The sequence below is a fragment of the Klebsiella sp. R390 genome (genome assembly GCF_051131745.1).
Classification (GTDB): Bacteria; Pseudomonadota; Gammaproteobacteria; order Enterobacterales; family Enterobacteriaceae; genus Klebsiella.
Window position 1 is genome coordinate 3,583,407 of the sequence record NZ_CP180445.1, and the last position, 18,060, is coordinate 3,601,466.

The 18,060-nt window shown below is 55.8% G+C and carries 19 protein-coding genes; 2 read left to right on the forward strand and 17 right to left on the reverse strand.

Annotation, left to right across the window (positions count from 1 at the left end; genetic code table 11):
- Positions 1-10: 10 nt before the first annotated feature.
- The 10 genes from ACMYSP_RS16795 to ACMYSP_RS16840 form a co-directional block, all read right to left on the reverse strand.
- Complete coding sequence (locus tag ACMYSP_RS16795; RefSeq protein WP_434583181.1) at positions 11-916, reverse strand: fimbrial protein; 906 nt, start codon at positions 914-916, stop codon at positions 11-13.
- A gap of 17 nt (positions 917-933) precedes the next feature.
- Positions 934-1,437 carry a fimbrial protein gene (locus ACMYSP_RS16800; RefSeq protein ID WP_434583182.1) on the reverse strand — a complete coding sequence of 168 codons (504 nt, stop codon included), beginning with the start codon at positions 1,435-1,437 and terminating at the stop codon, positions 934-936.
- 12 nt (positions 1,438-1,449) lie between these two features.
- A complete protein-coding gene (locus ACMYSP_RS16805) occupies positions 1,450-1,980 on the reverse strand; it encodes a fimbrial protein (protein ID WP_434587137.1) in 531 nt (176 codons plus the stop codon).
- Between the two features lie 9 nt (positions 1,981-1,989).
- Positions 1,990-4,626: a fimbrial biogenesis usher protein gene (locus ACMYSP_RS16810; RefSeq protein ID WP_434583183.1), complete on the reverse strand. Its 2,637-nt coding sequence runs from the start codon at positions 4,624-4,626 to the stop codon at positions 1,990-1,992.
- Positions 4,627-4,700: 74 nt separating this feature from the next.
- Positions 4,701-5,405 (reverse strand): fimbria/pilus periplasmic chaperone, encoded by a 705-nt coding sequence (locus tag ACMYSP_RS16815; protein ID WP_434583184.1) that lies wholly within the window; start codon positions 5,403-5,405, stop codon positions 4,701-4,703.
- A gap of 56 nt (positions 5,406-5,461) precedes the next feature.
- Entirely contained in the window at positions 5,462-6,001 is a 540-nt protein-coding gene (locus ACMYSP_RS16820) for a fimbrial protein (RefSeq protein WP_434583186.1), read from the reverse strand.
- Between the two features lie 72 nt (positions 6,002-6,073).
- Entirely contained in the window at positions 6,074-6,622 is a 549-nt protein-coding gene (gene fimA / locus ACMYSP_RS16825; RefSeq protein ID WP_123756604.1) for a type 1 fimbrial major subunit FimA, read from the reverse strand.
- 494 nt (positions 6,623-7,116) lie between these two features.
- Positions 7,117-7,713 carry a type 1 fimbria switch DNA invertase FimE gene (gene fimE / locus ACMYSP_RS16830; protein WP_434583187.1) on the reverse strand — a complete coding sequence of 199 codons (597 nt, stop codon included), beginning with the start codon at positions 7,711-7,713 and terminating at the stop codon, positions 7,117-7,119.
- A 537-nt stretch (positions 7,714-8,250) separates the two neighbouring features.
- A complete protein-coding gene (locus ACMYSP_RS16835; RefSeq protein ID WP_434583188.1) occupies positions 8,251-8,856 on the reverse strand; it encodes a tyrosine-type DNA invertase in 606 nt (201 codons plus the stop codon).
- A gap of 1,064 nt (positions 8,857-9,920) precedes the next feature.
- Positions 9,921-10,532: a LysE family translocator gene (locus tag ACMYSP_RS16840; RefSeq protein WP_434583190.1), complete on the reverse strand. Its 612-nt coding sequence runs from the start codon at positions 10,530-10,532 to the stop codon at positions 9,921-9,923.
- 150 nt (positions 10,533-10,682) lie between these two features.
- Between ACMYSP_RS16840 and ACMYSP_RS16845 the strand changes: the two genes are divergently transcribed.
- Together ACMYSP_RS16845 and ACMYSP_RS16850 are read left to right on the forward strand one after the other, a co-directional pair.
- The gene (locus ACMYSP_RS16845) at positions 10,683-11,156 is read left to right on the forward strand and encodes an Lrp/AsnC family transcriptional regulator (RefSeq protein WP_434587139.1); all 474 of its coding nucleotides are present in this window, start codon (positions 10,683-10,685) and stop codon (positions 11,154-11,156) included.
- Between the two features lie 31 nt (positions 11,157-11,187).
- Entirely contained in the window at positions 11,188-12,024 is an 837-nt protein-coding gene (locus tag ACMYSP_RS16850; RefSeq protein ID WP_434583191.1) for an aminoglycoside 6-adenylyltransferase, read from the forward strand.
- Between the two features lie 69 nt (positions 12,025-12,093).
- On the opposite strand, the gene ACMYSP_RS16855 is transcribed toward ACMYSP_RS16850, so the two are convergent.
- From ACMYSP_RS16855 to ACMYSP_RS16885, 7 genes are all read right to left on the reverse strand, one after another.
- On the reverse strand, positions 12,094-12,339 hold the full coding sequence (locus ACMYSP_RS16855; RefSeq protein WP_434583192.1) for a hypothetical protein: 246 nt from the start codon (positions 12,337-12,339) through the stop codon (positions 12,094-12,096).
- Positions 12,340-12,544: 205 nt separating this feature from the next.
- The gene (locus tag ACMYSP_RS16860) at positions 12,545-13,813 is read right to left on the reverse strand and encodes an MFS transporter (protein WP_434587141.1); all 1,269 of its coding nucleotides are present in this window, start codon (positions 13,811-13,813) and stop codon (positions 12,545-12,547) included.
- A 183-nt stretch (positions 13,814-13,996) separates the two neighbouring features.
- Positions 13,997-14,491: a flavin reductase gene (locus ACMYSP_RS16865; RefSeq protein ID WP_135717221.1), complete on the reverse strand. Its 495-nt coding sequence runs from the start codon at positions 14,489-14,491 to the stop codon at positions 13,997-13,999.
- An 11-nt stretch (positions 14,492-14,502) separates the two neighbouring features.
- Positions 14,503-15,471, reverse strand: a complete 969-nt coding sequence (locus tag ACMYSP_RS16870) for a PDR/VanB family oxidoreductase (RefSeq protein WP_434583193.1) — start codon at positions 15,469-15,471, stop codon at positions 14,503-14,505.
- Between the two features lie 24 nt (positions 15,472-15,495).
- Positions 15,496-16,236, reverse strand: a complete 741-nt coding sequence (locus ACMYSP_RS16875; protein ID WP_434583194.1) for an SDR family NAD(P)-dependent oxidoreductase — start codon at positions 16,234-16,236, stop codon at positions 15,496-15,498.
- Positions 16,237-16,243: 7 nt separating this feature from the next.
- A complete protein-coding gene (locus ACMYSP_RS16880) occupies positions 16,244-16,723 on the reverse strand; it encodes an aromatic-ring-hydroxylating dioxygenase subunit beta (RefSeq protein ID WP_434583196.1) in 480 nt (159 codons plus the stop codon).
- Positions 16,720-18,027, reverse strand: coding sequence for an aromatic ring-hydroxylating oxygenase subunit alpha (locus ACMYSP_RS16885; protein WP_434583197.1), 1,308 nt, complete (start codon positions 18,025-18,027; stop codon positions 16,720-16,722). The genes ACMYSP_RS16880 and ACMYSP_RS16885 overlap by 4 nt, the downstream gene beginning before the upstream one ends.
- Between the last annotated feature and the right edge of the window lie 33 nt (positions 18,028-18,060).

The window sequence follows — 18,060 nt, forward strand, 5'->3', positions numbered from 1 at the left end:
CACGCTGCCGCTATTGATAGACAAACGTCACCCCAATAATGGACTGCACGTTACCCGCGGTTACCTGGCCGGTGGTGCGCGCGTAGGTCGCGGTTAACCCCAGATTGACCGCGGAGGTCCCGACGGTACCCAAAGACACCGTGCTGTTCGCCGGAACAACGCTGCCGTTACGAGTCATCTGCACGCCAATGCCCTGGGCGGGCGAGGACGATGCGGTATTGCTGAAGATGGAGTTCGCGGCATCGGTGGTGGTACCGGAGAGGTAATAGCCGAGATTCTGATTCTGCGCGCAGTACACCGTGACCGGCACAGCCATCGAGCCGGGATAATCCGGGAGCGTCACCGTTACGTCGCGGGCGGAGACATCGCAGCCACCGGTGGGGACCACCACATCGTTATTGGCGTAGATATTCCACACGAACTGATAGGAGTCGCTGTTGTAGTTGTTGGTCTGGTGCAGAATCAACACCGCGATCAGCGAACCGGAGGTAATTGCCACGCCGCCGGCGGTGCTGATTGGCGTCAGATAGAGCACGGTTGGCCACGGTTTATCGGTGGTGGAATCATAGATAACCCGGGCGGTTTCCGTGGTGGTCGGGAACGGATAGGTAGTGCCGTTATATCTTACCGTACCGGAAAAGCTCGACAGCACGCCACCGTAAGCGGAGCCTCGCTGCAGGGTCACGTAGTCGGTAATGGTCTGCGGATAGTCGTTGTGGCAGAAAATTTGTGATGACAGGTCGACCACCAGGTTTTGCCCGACGTTGACCGCCGGGGTCAGGTTAACATAGACGTTGGCGCTGCCGCCGCCGATGGGGATCGTCGCCCCGGTTGCAGTTTTGCATGCGAAGGACCAGGCATTGATTGACCAGCCCAACAGCAGCAGCGTGGTGAACAGGGTTATGACTTTTTTCATCAACTTACTCTCCTGACTCAGGCGTAGGTGTAGGTGACACTGATCACCGCCTGAATGGTTCCCTGGGTGGCGCCGCCGTTGACCGTCAGGGCTCTGACCTGCAGCGGGAAACGGGCGGACTGGGTGGTGTCATCAACCTGTACTGATTTGGTGGCGCCATTATTGAGGGTGGTGCCGCCGTCATCCTGCAATTCCAACTGGATATTGCCCGCGGTCCCCTGGTTCTTGTAATACCCGGTGGCGTCCGCCGTACCGCTAAAGCTGGCGGTGACTCTGGAAGTGCCCACCGGGCAGTTGCTCAGGTCGAGCGCCACGCTATGCCAGGCCGAGGCGGCACCGGCGGACACCAGGCTGAAGGTATACAGATCGCCAAGCTCTACGGTGGCCTGGGTGGTTGATACCGTGCAGGGTTTGGCGACCACTTTGCCGTTCACGGTGATGGTGATGTCGGCCGCCTGCAGCGGGGAGACGGCCAGTGCCAGCACGCTGGCCAGCAGCCATCCTCGGGGAGTCCAGTTCATCTCAACCTCCGGTTACTGAAATTCCAGCGTAAATGTCGCTGTGGCGTTGACGTGCCCGGCGGTGACCGGGACCTGAGTTGCCATCAGGCGCGCGTAAAAGTTCAGGGTATTGGTCTGCCCTGGCGTCAGCGTGGTCCAGGCGATCGCCGTCGAGGCGGCATTAAGCGGCAGCATCGTCTGGTTGGTGTCGAGGATCTGGATCCCCATCCCCGCCGCCGCAGAGGCGCCGCTATCCAGCTTTAACAAGCTGGTGTTGCTGGTATCCGCCACGCCGATGAACCCCACCTTGACGGCGGTCACCGAGCTGCCGCACGGCGACAACACGATGCGAAACGGCACCACCGGCGTGGTCGCGCCGATGGCGTTGAACTGCTTCGCGGCGTTATCCATCAGGTCAACGGTAAAATCTTTCGATTCTCCCGCCACCGCGCAGGCGTTATCCCGGACATAGCCGTTGATGGTAATGGTGCTGTCGGCGGCGAACGCGTGGGGGAGGGTAAGCGACAGCATGGCCCCCAGCAGATACAGTGATTTAGTCATCATCATTCTTCCTTAGCGGCAGGCCGCAGAGAGCTGGCTCAGGGCCTGCTGCTGGCTCTCAGGCGGCAGGCGGTACTCGGCCACGCAGCTGGCGTCGGCGCCTTCACCCCATTTCACCTGTACTTTTCCGGCCAGCGGCATACCGCTCAGGTAGACCTGGCCGTTATCGGCCACGATGCTGCCGCTCTGGTTATCCACCGAGGTCACCATGGCACCGAAAGGCACCGGCTTGCCGTTGCGGCTCAGCGTCATCAGCAGCTTCATCCCAACGTGGGCTTTAAATTCAGCGCGCACGATGGCGCCATGGGTCGGCACCACGCTGACCACCGCGTCATCCAGGTCGACGTTGTCGGCCAGGGTATTGGTGTCCAGCGCCACCCGGTTCTCACGGTATTCGGTGGCGTAAGGCAGTACCGCATAGCCTCGCCAGTCGGTGCGCACCCCGGTCTGGTTTTCCACTTTCACGTTGTCGGCTCCCGGCGCTTTAATCAGCACCACCGTGTCGTTCAGCGGCTGGCTTAAGGTGACGCCGTTGCGATGGGCAAGCACGCCGCCGCTTACGCCGTAATACAGTTGCTTCAGGCCATCGCTGTGGCTGTACCCGACGTTGGCGTTGCCGTAACCGCCGCGGTAGTTCAGCGCGGCATAGCCGGTTGCGCCGCTGTCGCCATTGCCGCCGCCGGCATACCCGGTCTGCATGCTGTAGCTGAGGTTGTTGTCCTCCAGCAGCGTGCCGTACAGGCCGGCCAGGTTGGTCATCCGGCCATCAAGATCGTGCGACATGCTGTAGCTGGCGCTGGCATGGCGCCAGACGGAGGTGCTGTCGGAGCGCATCCAGTGGCTGAACGGAATGTTAACGTTGACCGCCAGCATCTGATCGCGCCCGTCCTGCCAGGCGTTTTTGGTGACGCTGTAGCTCAGGTTCCAGTTGATATCGTTGACCGCCGCATTGAGCCCGGCCTGCAGCTGCTCGTCGGCTTTGCCGGTACCCCAATAACTTTGGTGGCTGCCGCTCAGGTAGAGAGTGGCAGTGCGTCCGAGTTGCTGAGTCAGGCTGACCTGCACTTTGCCGCGTTTGCTGTAGGCAAGGTTGTAGTAATCGGTGTACTTAGGCTTTACCTGGATAACGCCATCCTGCGTCTCCACGTCATAGCCGCTCATCCGGTTGTAGGTGGTATCGGCAAAGCTAAAATAGCCGCGCGTGGAGTAGCGGTAGCCGACCAACTGAATGTTGGTGCCCACGTCCGTGAGCGATTTGTTATAGAGAAAGCGCAGCGATTGCCCCTGGTGTTCGCTGTCGTCGGGCAGCGTGGCATTGGCCTGGGTGACGTCCAGCGACACGGCGCCGAGTTCACCCATGTTTTTCCCCACCCCAACGTTAAATGCCCGGTAGCGGTCCGCAAGTTGGGTACCGCCATAGAGCGTCCATCCTGCTGGCAAGCCGTGGAGCAGCGTGCCCTGGAAGAATTTGGGTTTTTCCTGCTGGTCGTTGCCGCTGCGGTACTCCCCGGCGGTCAGGGCGAAGCGCGTATGGCCCTCACGCTGCAGCACCGGTACCGTAGACCAGGGAACGGAGAAGACCTGAAGGCTGCCATCGGCCTCTTTCACCGTGACCTGCAAATCCCCCCCGTTGCCGGCGGCATAGAGGTCGTTAATAGTGAACGGCCCTGGCGGCACGGTACTCTGGTAGATCTCGTAGCCGTTCTGGCGGATGGAGACCTGGGCGGTGCCGCGGGCAATACCGTGGATCACTGGGGCAAAGCCCTTTTGGCTGTCCGGCAGCATATTGTCGTCAGAGGCCAGCTGGGCCCCACGAAAGTTAATGCCGTCAAAAACGTCGCCGTTGGTGTAGCTGTCGCCCAGCGTCAGGCGCGAGCGCAGAGGAACAATGTCCCGCTCAAGCCAGCTGTTCACGTGCTGCCATTTATTCTCATTGCTCGCAGAGCTGCCGCCGCTGCTGTAGCTCCAGGTGGTGTTGTCCCGCAGACGCCAGGCGCCGAGGTTCAGGCCACTTTGCAGGTTCAGATAGGCGTACTGGCTGCTGCCGCCGATGGTGTTGTGTACGTTATTACCGGTGAAGTTGTAATTCAGCAGCCCGGCAGTGATCCCGTCATCCCACAGTTCCGGTGGGATATAGCCGCGCGCGCGGTTGCCCATAAACGCCTGCGGAACGGTCAGGTACAGGCGTTGGGAGCCGACGTCAAAGCGGCTGGTGGCATCCTTGATTAGCTCCGCCATCGGCACGCAGGCATCGGCGGCCAGCGTGTTCATCCCGGTGACGGCAGCGGTATTGACCCCCATGCTGGCGAGCTGTCCACGGGTCAGGCAGGGGGCCAGTCCGTGCTGGTTCTCCGCACGATTAAAGGTGACATCCCGGGTGGTCATAAACCCATTATTCAAATAGATATCGACACGGTAGGTGCCCGGCGGCACCTCCTGTCCTTGTTCAAATCCCGATAAGTCCGCCACGGCGGCAGGATCGTCGGCGAGAAAACGCGGGTTAAAGTAGAGTTCCGCCTGCGCGGAAAAAGCTGGCAGGGCCAGCAAAAGGGCAATGGGGAACCGGGCAAATACGCGAGCCGACCCCAGGGCACCCTGCCGCGTACGCTGGATGCCCAAATGGTCCAGTCCATATTTCAGATGTGACATAGTCCCTCCGGTCCGTAGTCGCCCGGCTGTCAGTTCTTATTATCATTCAGGGGAGAACGCTGGTTTCCCCGGAGTTATTGCAGTGCGCCCTTCATCCGTGGGGTCAGTGCGCCATAGTCGTTGATGGTCCGGTAGGTGATATCGCGACCCGCATCGGCCGGGATTTTTACCGAAGCTTCACCCATCGGCGGCACCAGCGCGTTTTCCAGCACCCGCGTACCGGCATTGAGCTCGGTGACCGTCAGGTAGTAAGGCGTCGGGTTAATCAGCGTGAGGGTGGTGGCGCTGCGGCGAAACGTCAGTTTCTCCGGGGCCTGGTCCGGCGACAGCGTCAGTTTTGCCGGGCGATAGTAGAGCTTGATGCGGCTAATAATCGCCAACTGCAGCGTGTTATCGCTGAGCTTTGATTTATCCATCGAAGGGATGGCTTTGACGTTCATCCAGAACAGGCTTTCCCGATCTTTCGGCAGCTTGTCGTTGGTGGCGTCAATAATGCGTAACGTGTTCTCTTTTTTACCCTGCATGGCGAACAGCGGTGGGGTTATCACAAACTGCCCGTCTTTTTGCCCCTCGGCATTTTCGACCCATGACTGAATCAGATAGGTGCTGCTGTCATCATTATTTGTCACCGCCAGCTGGACCTGTTTCTGTCCGGCCGGATAGATCACCCGGGTTGCCCCCAGCGCGACGCCAGCTTCGGTTTGTGCGGTGAAACCTGCTGTGGCGATCATCAATAAGCTCGCCAGCAGATAGCGCGTCATCCCCAGTGTTTTTCTCACGTTTTCCCCTTTTATACTCACCGTTGTTTCCTGCATCCGGTATGCCCGCCGGTTATTTACTGATAGGTCAAAGAGAACCAGGCCTGAGCATTGGCGGCTCCGCCGGTAACCTGATGGCCGGTCGCGCGATATTTCGCGACAAAATGAAGCGTGGTTGGTCCGACATACAGTCGTGACCAGGCGCTGGCCGGTGCGTTAAGCGGAATCAGACGATCTTCTTTATCAAACAACGCAATACCGATTCCGGTGGCGATGCCGGGGCCTTCCCCCACCGAAAGCACGTCTGGATTTTTACCGTCCGCCACGCCGTGAAAAGCGACACCGACCCGTTGGCTGACGGCGGTGCTGCACTCCTGAAGATGGATATCGAAAGGCACAGGGTCAGTATCTTCCCCGACAGAATGAAGGCGATTGCTGCTGATCTGCCCCATATTGACCGTCAACTGCTGGTCCCCTGCTTCAACCCGGCAGGATTCCGCAATGATGATTCCCTGAAAGCGCATGTTTCCGCCAGGGAGCGTGACGTTCCAGTGGTTTCCTGCCACGGCGAGTGGCGGCAGCAGCAGTAGCAACAGTGCTGATTTCATTCCTGGCATCGCTATCACTCCAGTCCTGTTGTAGATAACGGGCCATCCTGGCCCGAACCGCATCCTTGCCTGATGAGTGAATTACTCGTATTGCACTTTGAAGGTAGCGTCTGCGTTAGCTGTACCGGCCGTAGCTGCACCCGTTGCGTAGTAGCGCGCCTGGAAAGGAATGATGTTGGTACCGTCGTTCAGGGTAGTAGCAGCACCGAAGGTGGCACCATCCAGAGCCAGCGGAGTACCGGTGCTGTCGAGGATCTGTACGCCCACATTCGTTGCGCCGCCAGCTGCGGAGTTCTGCAGTGCCAGTACGGTGGTGTTGGTGCTGTCTACGGCGGTCCCGGAGAAGGCAACAGACGCTTTGGTTGCTACGGTGGTGTCGCAATCATCCAGCTGGATGTTGAAACCTACCGCTGAGCTGGTGCTCCCGGCGGTTGCGAGTCTGGCTGAACGGACCTGGCCCAGTTGAACGGTCTGATCGATAGAGCCGGCATCTACGGCACAGGCAGCGTTAACCACTTCCCCTTTAAAATGCACTGTACCGCCGTTAACCGTAGTGGTATCAGCCAGAGCCGCTGCAGAGCTCAGGGACAGGGCTGACAGAACAACGATTGCCAGTGTTTTGATTTTCATGATGTTTTCCTTTAAACAAAGTCGATATTACGAACCGAAATTGGCAGTCGTAGCGCCTTCCAGGCATTCCATATATCAGCCGAATGGTTCGACTGCCGGCTCTGCACAGTTTTCCCCCAACTAATGAGTCAATTGGGGCCATTTTGACTCATTGATATAAATGTCTGATTTTTTGTGTTCTGAGTTTTTTTTGTAGTTTATTGGTTTGATAATTGAATGTTTGTTGGTTTTATTAGCTGTTTTTTTGTTGCTGAGAGAGTGGGTTACCGGGCGAAGTCAGAGAGGATGATATTGCGAGTAAGCGGAAAGGATGGAAGATAAGTAAAGTTTCACAAGGGTAAAACATGATTACAATCAACAAGATGAATTTAATCTTTGGGAATATATGTACTTGCCAGTTGCAAAAGATTGCAAAACATTTTTATGATATAAACAGTTTGGCCCCAATTGACCTGTTCATTTTTAAAATTACACTTATTTATCAACAAGATAAATCATTTCTTTTGACCATGAGAATTTTCTTCAAGCAGGTTATTTCTTTCCCATAATCCCGCGAAACGAGCCGCATTACTGGCGGTATAGCGCACGGTGTGCCGAATATTGCGATGACCCAGATAATCCTGAATTAAACGCGTATCAGTGCCTCTTTCTGCGAGTTCATAGCCACAGGCATGACGCAGCATATGCGGGTGAGTATGGGTGGCGGTTCCGGCTTCCTCTCCGGCGCTGCGAATAATCCGATAGGCCTGCTGGCGGGAAAGTTGAGTACCGCGTCGTGAAATAAAAATCGCATTGGTTTGCTGTGCCGCTTTCCAGCCAGCGCGCACCTGGGTCCAGCGTTCAATGGCTTCCAGCTCGTCGAATCGCAGCGGGTGGATGGTCGAAAATCCATTCTTCAACCGACGGACGTTGATGCGGCCCTCATTGAGATCAAGATCGCGATAATGCAGATCGAGCAGTTCGCTGATACGCATTCCGTGACGAAAAGCCAGCAGGATAAGACAATAATCACGCTCTCCGGTTGGGCCCTGCCGTGCCGCCAGCATCATTGCCTGAACTTCTTTGGCGGTAAGAAAACGACGTCGATTCACAATACATTGCTCCTGAAATTAATTTGAACGAAGGCACCGCCCTGAAGCAATTATCAGGACGGTTAAAAAATAATCCGCAGTGTTAATGGCGTATTATATAAAAGTACAGATATAGCGCCTTCTTCACGTTGCCATGATGTTGGTGCGGTAAAAATAGATGGTCACATTACATTTACACATAGTTAAAATATCGCCACGCGATAATTCTTATTTTTATAGATTTTAAGGCATATCACAACAGCAGCAGCAAGGCTTCTTGCCAGGTACATCAAATCTCAGGGAAAAAAGTTATTAACGGTAAAAATTCAGACGGAAAATATAATGCTGAATGGTTTAATCATGCAATAAATAGCGAATTGAAATCCTGAGTATTTACAAGGGTATCGGGAGGCAGTGTATTACGAATGAAATAAGAACTTGCGGGAACAATAATCATAATTAACGCATGGTTAATATTTATTAATGTTTTTAGTAACAGCTGTTCATTTTAACGCCATCCATGGCGTCAGGCGTCAAGGCCTTTTGAACCCATGCGGGTCATTGAAAAATTTGGTTGCGCTGCTTCTCTTTGGCATTGTCCCAGATGCCGTAAAAGCGACCAGCGTTGCTGGCGGTATACCAAACGGTATGGCGGATATTGCGGTGGCCAAGGTAGTCCTGAATAAGGCGGGTATCAATGCCCATATTGGCCAGCGCAAATCCGCATGAATGGCGGAGCATATGGGGATGAATCTCAATCGTTAATCCGGCGGTACCTCCGGAAGATGAAATAATCTGGTAAAACTGCTGACGGGAAAGCGGATTGCCTTTGCGCGATAAAAACAGCCATTCACTGTCGGCATGGGGGTAGGTTTTGCGAATATCCAGCCAGTTTTTGAGTGCCTGAATTTCTTTATTCAGTAAAGGGTGAGTAGTGGAAAAACCTTTTTTAAGACGATGGATGTAGATACACTTTGAACGTAAGTCAATATCGGAAATTTGCAGGCGGCAAATTTCGCTGGCGCGGAACCCATGAATAAAGCAGAGTAATGTCAGGCAATAATTACGAGCCGCATGTGCTCCGGTATTTGCAGCTTTAAGAAGCGACTCAATCTCATTTTGAGTGAGGAAGTTCCTTTTTTTGATATCGGCATTATTCTTCATTATATTCCCTTTTAATTGCAGGCGTACATTACGTTCTGTTCGTCTTCGTCAGGCCAGTATTTTTGTCCGATTGATCTTCTTGTCGTTTATTTTTAGCCATCGCGTCAGGTGCTTCTTAAAACGAATAACGTTCTCCAGCATGCATCATGCTGAACCGGATCATCTGAAGGCAGGGATTTAGTTGAATCATGAAGTATTTCCCCTTTCAGGAACGGGGGAGGTTACGTAACATAATGAAATAAATATTTTTTTGTAAATAAATGATGCGATTTTCGGTGGTTTCCATGTTCTGTTCATTCTTCATTTCTCCTGGTTGCGCGCGCCGGAGATACGCAGGCGCGGGGCACCGGTCTGGCGTAAGTCAGACTGGTATAAACATCCTTATTCATGTCGCTATGCCGCGAGATATCATCGTTTCCTGGCCGCTTAGCCGACGGGAATGGATAAATCATCTCCTTGTTCTCCCTTGCCGCCTCAGCGCAGGTTGAATGATTCCGTGTAAAGCCCGTTAATAATAAAACGCCCGCTAGCCCGCTAAATTCCTCACAAAAGAGAGCCCGCTCCCGGAACAGGTGAATATTCCGCGAGGCGTTTCACAAAACATGAGGAACGATATACTCGGCCGGATAGAATTCACTACACCAATGCAACAGTGATTAAACCATACTGCAAAATTATGCTTTAGAATAGTAATAATAATCCCGGAAACAAAAGAGCCCCCTGCGGACAGGACTTTATTGCTGCCGGGACCTGGCGCGAGATTTCGCAGCCATATGACGGTTTAAATGCGAGGATTGATCGTTTTACTGGAGTTTTTAGGCGTCTTTCTTTTTGTGTGTAATGATATCTTGTTGTTTATTAAGGTTTATATTTTAGGTTTTGTGAAAATTACTGGAATCGTCTGGAGCCTGATTCGGACATTTGAGTGAGACAGCACTTTTAACGCCGAATAGATCCCAGACCCGGCCTCAAAATATTCAGCGATGTTGACGGCCTCCTGTCACGAAGGCACAAATAACTTACCGCCGGTGTGAACTTATTATGCTCATCCGCTATCCGGCGCATTATTTCAGCTGGCTGCAGAATAGCAGGATGGCTATCACCACCATAATCGCTCCGGAAGTCAGACTGACTCTTCTTGCTATCGCTGGCCGGGCGGCTAATAGCCTTTTTGACCCATACCCCACCAGGAAATAGATAAGCGTGCAGGTCAGCAGATGGAGACTCCCCAGGGCTGACATTTGCAATGCAACAGGCCAGTGTCCTTGAGGATCGGTAAATTGCGGCAGCAGCGCGAGGAATAAAAGGAAGACTTTTGGGTTCAGCCCGCTAATGCATAGCCCTTTTAGCGCCCAACGGTTCCAGCTTCCGGCCTGTTGACCGGCGGCATCAGGAGTAGAGGGATGCCGTAAAATTGCGACCCCCAGCCACAGCAAATAGGCTGCTCCCAGCAGGGTTATCAGCGACAACACCTGCGGGTGCCCGGCGATCGTCACGCCGATCCCGGCGATCACGATAATCGCCGCCAGCAGATGTCCGGACATCAGCCCGATCACCGCGGGGATCACCCGCTGCCCGTTAATGCCGGCGCTGATGGTGTAGGCCCAGTCGGCACCGGGAGTGATGATAAGCAAGAGGGAAACTACCCAGAACCCGGCGATGAAACTCATTTCCATGGTGGGTTATCTCTACTGAGGTTCAAGGTATTGTGCATGCGATCTCCTGCTCATATTGGTGTTATGTAGAGCAAAAGAATATCGGCATTTATGGGAAATGAGCTTTCAATGTTATGCTTAAAAGCACCTGTAAAAGAGAAAATCTTCCAAATGGACAGCATAGATAGAAAAATTATTGCTGAACTGCAATCTGATGGGCGCTTGTCGATTACCGAACTCGCCGAGCGGATCAATTTGAGTCTGTCACCCTGTCATCGACGGCTGCGTGCTTTAGAGCAGGAAGGCGTTATTACCGGCTACCGCGCCAATCTTGACCCTATCAAAATGGGTTTTAACTTTCTGGCCATCGTCTTTGCGACGCTAAAAGAAGGCGATAAAAAAGCGGTGAGCGCGTTTGAAGAGGCGGTCGAAGAGATCCCCCAGATAGTGCTGGCGCAGCGGCTGTTTGGTGACCCGGACTATCTGATGCACGTGGTCACCCGGGATCTGCCGGCCTTTCAAAAACTTTATGATGATAAGCTCTCCGCGATGCCCGGCGTGCAGCATCTGCGCTCGACGCTGGTGATGAAAACCGTGGTGCAGGATCGCCCCTTTCCTCTGGAAAGCTTAAATCCAACGCGTTGAGCCACCCGGTGGCTGTATTTGGGGACAGAAAATGACGGAAGTTGAGAATCAGCGTTCGCGCCTGGCTGAACGAATTCGCTCATGGGCTGACGGGAACGATAACGTCCGGGCGCTGGTGCAAACGGGATCGCTGGCACGCCGGGATGGGCTGGTGGATGCATTTTCGGATCTGGATATTGAAATTATTGCCCAGGATCCAGCCGGGATGGCGAAAAACGATGACTGGATCCATCGCTTCGGCGAGGTGATTACGATCCTGCACCTTGATGCCGTGGACGCACAGTCCTGGCCAACACGGCTGGTTATCTATGCCGGAGGCATTAAGGTTGATTTCACGCTGGCGGGGCTGGCTCGTCTCCAGAAGATGGCGAGTCCCGCGCAACTGGATCCGCTCTACGAACGAGGTTATCAGCTGCTTGTTGATAAAAACGCCTTTGCTAAATCGCTTCCGGCCGCGACGTACCGCTTCCCGATTCATGTCATGCCCGACGAACAACGCTTTCGCGCCCGTGCTGAAGAGTTTTGGTTTGAGGCGTTCCATGTTCCCCGCTATCTGGCCCGGGATGAACTCTTCCTGGCTAAGCAACGCGACGGGACCATGAAAGAACTGCTGCTGGAAATGATCGAGTGGCACGCTATCTCCCGTCACCCCGAGCCGGTTGATATCTGGCACCTGGGGAAGGGGATCCGGCACTGGGCGGGTGAACGTATCTGGGCGGAATTGCAGGCCACTTATGGCCATTTTGATAAGACGGATGCGCGGCGAGCTTATCAGGCGACCACGACGCTTTACGCCAGACTGGCCAGAGAGGTTGCTCATCGTCAGGGCTGGTCTTACCCGGAAAGCGTAGAACGGGCGTTGCGTTGAGTCTAAAGCCCTGCCGATGGCGGAAGTGATGGCAGGCGTGGAAACCGCGCCTGCCCGTTGGTGCTTAACTTACCATTTTTCGCTACGGGCATCCTGGCGGCCATCGCGACGGTTATCGCGTTTATCATGGCGGCAGCTGGCGTTGCTTTTGTTGTTGTCTTTGACGCACTGTTGTTTAACATCACGTCCACTCTGGCGGGAATCCTGGCGGGTATCCCGCGCGTCCTGACGGTTATCACTACGGTAAGTCGCGTGAGCCGACAGGGCCGGCAGTAACAGCGCCGCCGTAACCAGAGAGAGAATGAGCTTTTTCATAAATGTTGCCTTTCTGAGAAACCAAACAGCTGATATATGAATAATAATTAAGCGCTATTGTGACGTGGGAATATTTTTAACTCTCAGCAATAAATGCCTGTTTATTCATTGTCTTGTTTAAAAATAAATTTGTCAGGGCGGGGGCTCTCAGACCTGGGTTGCCGGGCCAGCACGTACTCCTGTGGGCTGACCCGGCTTTCGCTGTTTACAGGGCCGGTAGCCGCTGATGGGGGGCTACGGGTTGACGAATACTGAACAGCGCGACCAGCGCCAGTAATGCAAAGGCCAGTAACATCAAGGCGACCGGGACGTAGCTGTCCCACTTGATTAAGAACGCCACCGCCAGCATCGGGCTAATCCCTCCGGAGATAACGGCACCAATTTCATGACCGAGCGCCAGGCCGGTATAGCGCACTTCCACCGGAAAGAGCTCCACCATCATGCACGGCTGGGCGGCAATCATCGCCCCGTGGCACACCGGTAGCGCCAACAGCATCGCCAGTAAAATCGCCGGGAAGCTATGCATTTGCAGGAGCCAGAAGAACGGAAATGCCACCAGGGCCATGCCAATCACGCCGATGTAATAGAGCGCTTTCCGGCCGATGCGATCTGACAACCAGCCCCAGGCGAGAATGGTGACAATTTCCACCGCCATGGCGATGGTGACCGCGGCAATCACCAGCCGGGTCTCAATGCCGATATGTTTGCAATAGACCACTGAGAAGGTGAAAAAGATATACACCGCACCGTTTTCCGCCAGCCGTAAACCGATGGCCTGCAAAATGGCTTTTGGGTGATTTTTGAAGGCGCTGAGTACCGGTAACTGTGCTTCTTCATGCTGCTCTTTGCGGGCGACGAACTCGGCATTTTCCTCAATATTGCGTCGGATATAGACCCCGACCAGAAAGATAAACAAGCTCAGCAGGAACGGGATGCGCCATGCCCAGGCCAGTACATCTTCCTGGGGCAATAGCTGAACCAGATAAAACGCCAGCGACGAAAGGACAAAGCCGCCGGAAACACCTACCTGACTCCAGGCGGTGTAGTAGCCCTTTTGATGTTCCGGCGCATTCTCGCTCAGCATCAGTACGCCGCCACCCCATTCGCCGCCGGAGGCCACGCCCTGAACGAAACGCAGGGTGATCAGGGCGATGGGGGCCAGCACACCGATGTGTTCATAGGTTGGCAGAAGGCCTATCAAAAAGGTGCTGGCTCCCATCAACGTCAGGGTGATGATCAGGGTCATTTTGCGACTGTATTTATCGCCGAGATGACCGAACGCGATACCGCCCAGCGGCCTGGCAATAAAACCAATGGCAAACCCCGAAAAGGCCAGGAAGGCGCCGAGCAGCGGGTCATCGGTGGCCGGAAAGAACAGCGGCCCGAACACCAGCGCCGCCGCCGTGCCGTAGAGAAAAAAGTCGTACCACTCAAGAGAGTTACCCAGAAAAGAACCGATAATCAATTTGCGCATTGATTGGGGCTTGCTTACCGGCGTATCGCTCGCAGTTCCAGACATCACATGTACTCCAGTGCAGGTGAAAAGAGGGCGCCGACGAGTCGGCACCTTGACGCCACCCAAAGGCGATGGGGGCGTAATGCGATAGGGTATTTTTGAGCCCGATGGACAGGCTCTTATTCGTTGTTATGTAAACGCTTAGCGGTACGGTTGCGCGCTGAGAGTGTGGAACTGGCGGTTGAACCACACCAGTCCGTCGCCGGCCTGGTTGTGACGGATCTGCCGGACCTCACAGTAAAACACGCTGTGGCTGCCCACTTCATGGCTGGTGGCGATCGTGCAGTCGACATTAGCGACGGCAGACGCCAGCACCGGTGAACCGGTTTCCAGCGCCAACCACTGGTCATGCAAAAAACGCTCCTCCGATCGCAACTGACTATTGGCGAAAACGCCGGAGAGATCCTGATGCTGAGCGGAAAGCACGTTCACACACAGCACGCCGTTCTCTTTAAACTTGCTATGGGCGAACGAGGAGCGATTCATACAGACCAGCAGCGTGGGTGGTGAATCGGTGACGCTGCACACGGCTGAGGCGGTAAAGCCAAAGCGGCCCGCTGGACCATCGGTAGTGATGATGGTGATGGCGCTGCCCAGCTGCGCCATGGCATTACGGAAATCTGATGTCAGGTTCATAGCGGTATCCGTTATTTCAGTTTGACGTATTCGAAGCTTTCGATAACCAGACGGGGAGTTCTGGCGCGCGAACAGCACAGCAGGATCTGATCGTTATCTTCGCGTTCTTCATCGGTTAAGTATTCGTCGCGGTGGTCCGGGACACCGCTACACACGTTGGCAAGGCAGGTCCCGCAAACGCCCTGTTCACAGGAGACTTTGACCTTGATCCCCGCTTTCTGCAGCGCGGCGACGATGGTTTCGTTCTCCTCGACGGTGACGGTTAAGCCCAGCTCCGGAACATCCACCTCAAAGCAGTCGCCGCCGGTTTCGACTTCACGGTTGAAGTACTCCTGATGCAGACGTTCCGGAGAGTAGCCGCAGCCGCGCGCGGCGTCGGATATCCAGTCCATAAACCCTTCCGGGCCACAGACGTAAACATGGGCAGCAGCATGGTGCGGCGCCAGCACGTCCTCAGGGCGGATCTTGTGTCCTTCGTCACTGATATGCAGATGGACATGTTGGCTAAAGTGGCAATCCGCCAGCTCGTGCAAAAAAGCCATTCCCTCACGGCTGTGCCCGCAGTAATGCACCTCGAAGGGCTTGCCGGCGCGGAACAAGGCATCCGCCATGGCCAGCATCGGCGTAATGCCGATCCCGCCGCCGATCAGCAGGCTGTGGCTGGCGCCCATCTCCAGCGGAAACAGATTGCGCGGAGGGCTAATCGCCACCGTGGCGCCGACCTGCAGCAGATGTGCCGCCAGCGATCCGCCGCGCGAAGCCCGATCCTTGAGGATTCCCAGACGATACTGCTCCGGGTGATGCGGGCTGCTGCACAGCGAATACTGACGGACGATCTCCTCGCCAAGATGGAGATCGATATGCGCTCCGGCGCTAAAGGCGGGCAGGGCGGTTCCGTCCAGCGAGGCCAGCGTCAGAACGACCACCTCGGTTCCCTGAATTTCGCGTTCTACGACGCGTACGGTCAGTGTTTCAGCCATCTTTCTTCTCCACCCTGCAAGGGCTTAACGCATATAGATGCCGCCGTTGATATCCCAGGTCGCCCCGGTGATAAAGGTGGCTGAGGGGGCGGCCAGCAGCTCTACCGCACGGGCGACCAGCAGCGGATCGCCCAGGCGTTTCATCGGGATCATCTCCAGCAGCGCCGGCATTTTTTCTTCCGGTACTGCCGCCCGCACCGACGGGAGATCCAGCGGGCCAGGGGCGATGGCGTTGACGCTGACGCCAACTGCGCTCAGCGCACGGGCGAACACTTTGGTCAGGGTCAGAATGCCGCCTTTCGACGCCGCGTAGTGGGCGCCGGAAGCGGTACCGCCGTTTTGTCCCGCCAGCGAGGCGAGGTTGATAATGCTGCCCTGCTGACGCTCGCTAAAATAGCGGCCAACGGTCTGGCAGCCGAGAAACGTGCCCCGCAGGTTGGTGCTGGTGACACGATCGAACTCCTCAACGGTGATCTCCATGATCGGCGTGGTCAGGGTGAGCGCGGCGTTATTCACCAGCACATCCAGCGCGCCAAAGTGGTGGCACACCTGATCCAGCGCGGCCTGGAATTGTTCGGCCTCACGGATATCCAGCGCCAGCGGCAGCAGACGCTGCTGGTCGGCATCGATCTGCCGGGCGCTCTGGCGCGCGGCGTCGAGAGAGATATCGGCCATGGCGACCTGATAGCCCTGCTCCCAGAGATGGCGGCTGATGACTAATCCAAGGCCGTTGGCCGCCCCGGTCACTAATACGGTTCTGTTCATTGCGGCCTCACAGGATGTAGCCAATGCTGTGCAGATAGTCGTCGCCGTTAATCAGCCGGACGACCTTCTGCGAAATAAGGAAGCTCTCTCCCTGTGGCACCAGGGTGTAGCTCAGGTCGGCAACGTAGTGTTGCTCGTTGCCTTTACGGTACTCATAGAGAAACTGGGCGCAGCGGATCTCAACCTGTTCGCTGCTCTGTGCCACCAGGCGATGGCGACCGGTCATGCGAATGGTGCGCGCCCGCGGTGTCGTGGAGATCGACTCGCCGCTGTACAGGCGATGGACGCGCTTTTCGCGCATTGCGTGGTTGTCATAGGCGTAGTTAAGCGCATTGGCGAAATCGGTGGTCTGCTGGTCGACGGGGATGATGTACATCCCCTGCGGCTGCCACAACGTCAGCCATTCGCGAAACTCGCCCTGGTCGAGCAGGTCCGCTTCCAGGTTAATAAAGTGGATGGCGGCCGTTAAGGTAGATTGTGCGCTCATTTTTGCCCCCGGCTTTCGGTCGTCATGTACTTTTTCCATTGCTGATAGGCGGCACGCATGCCGGTTTCGGCGCTGACGTCGCTACGCAGACCGTCGGCGGTGCGGGTCTCTCCCGGCAGACCGCGGTTGAGCATGATCCACAGATCGTTACCCGCGCCGCCGCCGCGCTGAACGCGCTCCCAGGCTTCTGAGTCGTCCGGCGTGCCAAAGCCCATCGGTCCCTGGAAGTGTTCGTGCATCCGCAGGCGCGCCTGGTTGGCGATCGCCGGGCCATCTTTCATGGTCAGCACCACGTGGTGGATTTCGGTCTCCTGCACCGACACGGGTTGCAGTACACGGAAGAACGCCATCGAGCAGGCTACGTTGGGGAACAGGTTCAGGTTAAAGCCGCTACCGCCTACCGCGCGGACGATGCGACGCACCTGTAGCTCTTCATGACCTTCTTCGCGCAGCGCCTGAGCAAGCTCAAGGAAACGATCCGGCACCGGCGCATCGAGATTCTCTTCGAGGTCAATCAGTTCCGGGATCATCACCATCACGCTGTGCCCGTTGCCGAGGTCTTCGACAAAGCCTTTTCCGTCGACGAAGTTGAGCATCTCTTCCGTCTGCTTATCGACCGAGCTGAGGAACGACTTATGCACGATGGGGAAGTGATAGCCGTCGGTCGTATTTTCCAACTGGATCTTCCAGTTGCCGGGGAAGCGGAAGCGGTGGGCGGTGGTGGCCTGCAGCGCATAGCCCGCCCCCTGTTTCATAAACAGATCCATCCACTTCATTGCCGGGCCGAGGAAATCCGTCAACGGTTCGATCTCATGGTCGAAGGTGGCGAAGATCATCCCCGCATAGCTTTCGGTACGCAGACGCACCATCCCGAGCTGGTCTTTTTCCAGGGTATCGCCGTAGCTTTCCGGGTGCGGCACGCCGCGCAGGGCGCCGTCGAGGCCGTAGCCCCAACCGTGATACGGGCAGACGAAGCTGTTGGTTTTTCCGCTGCGGTGTTCGCAGACGGTGGCGGCGCGGTGGCGGCAGCGGTTAAGCAGGACGTTGATATTGCCTTTGCGGTCGCGCACCACGATGACCGGCTGGGTGCCGACCATCGACGATTTAAAGCTGCCGGTGTCCGGGACCTCACTCTCATGCGCCACCCACACCCAGGTGTGGTTAAAAATCTTCTCAATCTCCAGGGCGAAAATATCGCCAGAGGTGTACAGCGAGGTATGCACCCGGTCTGACTGCACCAGGGAGGCTAACGTGGCGGCGCAGTAGCCGCTCTCAATATTCTTTACTGGAATACATTCAGACATTGCTCAATCTCCTGAGGCTCCGTGATGGTTCTG